Annotated in this window: 1 protein-coding gene and 1 pseudogene; one reads left to right on the forward strand and one right to left on the reverse strand. The window is 66.3% G+C overall.

Features of this window, described 5'->3' with window-relative positions; all coding sequences use genetic code 11:
• Positions 1-32: 32 nt before the first annotated feature.
• Positions 33-638 carry a dienelactone hydrolase family protein gene (locus tag ACCD05_RS31625; RefSeq protein ID WP_413397612.1) on the forward strand — a complete coding sequence of 202 codons (606 nt, stop codon included), beginning with the start codon at positions 33-35 and terminating at the stop codon, positions 636-638.
• Positions 639-720: 82 nt separating this feature from the next.
• Here ACCD05_RS31625 and ACCD05_RS31630 read toward each other — a convergent pair.
• A pseudogene (locus tag ACCD05_RS31630) lies at positions 721-1,932 on the reverse strand (tripartite tricarboxylate transporter permease); the annotation flags it as partial.
• Positions 1,933-2,029: the final 97 nt, after the last annotated feature.

Here is a 2,029-nt window from a genome sequence, read left to right on the forward strand (position 1 = left end):
CCCGCCATACCTACCCCTCCCGGAGGTAACCCATGGCCGAAGTCCTGCTCTTTCACCACGCCCAGGGCCTGACGCCGGGCATCCATATCTTCGCCGATCACCTGCGCGATGCAGGTCACATCGTCCACACGCCCGATCTCTTCGACGGCCATGTCTTCGCGAGCATCGACGAGGGCATGGCCTATATCCAGGCCGCTGGCTTCGACGCGCTGCGCGAGCGCGGCGTCAGGCTGGCGGACGACCTGCCGGCAGAGCTTGTCTATGCCGGCTTCTCCTTCGGCGTGGTGCCGGCGCAGCAGCTGGCGCAGACACGGCCCGGCGCGCGCGGCGCGCTTCTGTTCCACGCGTGTCTGCCGATCTCGGGCGAGTGGTCCTTCGGCCCGTGGCCTGAGGGCGTGCCGGTGCAGATCCATGCGATGGATGCCGACCCGATCTTCATGCGCGAGGGTGATATCGATGCCGCCCGCGAGATCCTGGAGCACGTGAAGGAGGCGAGCCTCTTCCTATACCCCGGCGACCAGCATTATTTCGCCGACAGCTCGCTCCCCTCCTGGGATTCCGACGCCGCCGAAGTGCTCACCCGCCGCGTCCTCGATTTCCTCAGACACGTCAACGGCGCCGGCGACGGCCTACCTTGAACGAAAACGGCCGGCGGATGTCTCCATCGCCGGCCGTGAAAGATAGGGGTTTGGGCAGTCTTTTTCTTTGTCTGAAGGCGCCTCAGTCTTCGCTGGCCGCCATCTGTGTCAGCACATCGCCGCGTCCGCGCAGGCGCAGGATGAGCGGCAGGATCAGCGCCAAGGCCGCAAGCCCGAGCAGCACGGCAGCGATCGGCGATTGCACGAGCGTCGTCACATCGCCCTGGCTGATGGCGAGCGCCCGGCGCAGCTGCTGCTCCGCCAGCGGTCCGAGGATCAGGCCGACGATGACGGGCGCGATCGGATAATCAAAGACGCGCATGACATAGGCGACCAGACCGAACGCCAAGAGCATGCCGAGTTCGAACACCGAGGGATTGGCGCCGATCGTACCCAGCGTCGCAAACACCAGGATGCCGGCATAGAGCCACGGCTTCGGGATCGTGAGCAGCCGCACCCACAGCCCGACCAGCGGCAGGTTGAGGACGAGCAACATCAGGTTGGCGATGAGCAGCGAGGCGATCAGGCCCCAGACGAGCTGCGGATTGGTGGCAAACAACAGCGGCCCCGGTTGCAGGCCATATTGCTGGAAGCCGGCCAGCATGATCGCCGCCGTGGCCGAAGTCGGCAGGCCGAGCGTCAAGAGCGGCACCAGCGTGCCGGCGGCGGACGCGTTGTTGGCGGCTTCCGGGCCGGCGACGCCTTCGATCGCGCCATTGCCGAATTCTTCCGGATGCTTGGAGAGCTTCTTTTCGGTCGCATAGGAGAGGAACGTGCCGATCTCGGCGCCGCCGGCCGGCATGGCGCCGATCGGGAAACCGATGACCGTGCCGCGCAGCCAGGCCTTCCAGGAGCGTGCCCAGTCCTGCGCCGTCATCCAGACCGAGCCCTTGATCGCCTCGATCTTGTCGGGGGCTGATGCACCCTGCGCTGCGATGAACAGCGTTTCGCCGATCGCAAACATCGCCACCGCCATCGTCGTCACCTCGATGCCGTCGAGAAGATCCGGAACGCCGAAGGAGAGTCTATTCTGGCCGGTCAGCTGGTCGATGCCGACAAGCGACAGCGCAAGACCGATGAACAGCGAGGTGAGGCCGCGAAGCGACGAATTGCCGAAGGCCGAGGAAACCGTAACGAAGGCGAGGATCATCAGCGCGAAATATTCGCGCGGGCCGAAGACCAGCGCGATCTTGACGATTAGCGGTGCGATGAAGGCAAGCGCCAGCGTGGCGATCAGGCCGGCAACGAAGGAGCCGATCGCCGCGGTGGCGAGCGCCGGGCCGCCGCGCCCCGCGCCCCCCCCCGTTTTTGCCCACGGCCCCCGGGCCCGCCGGGGGCGTTAGCCCGGGGGGGTGTAGGGGGGAGAATTGGTTGGGGCCCCCAAAAAAACC

It is taken from the genome of Rhizobium sp. Rhizsp42, assembly GCF_047304155.1.
Taxonomy (GTDB): domain Bacteria; phylum Pseudomonadota; class Alphaproteobacteria; order Rhizobiales; family Rhizobiaceae; genus Rhizobium.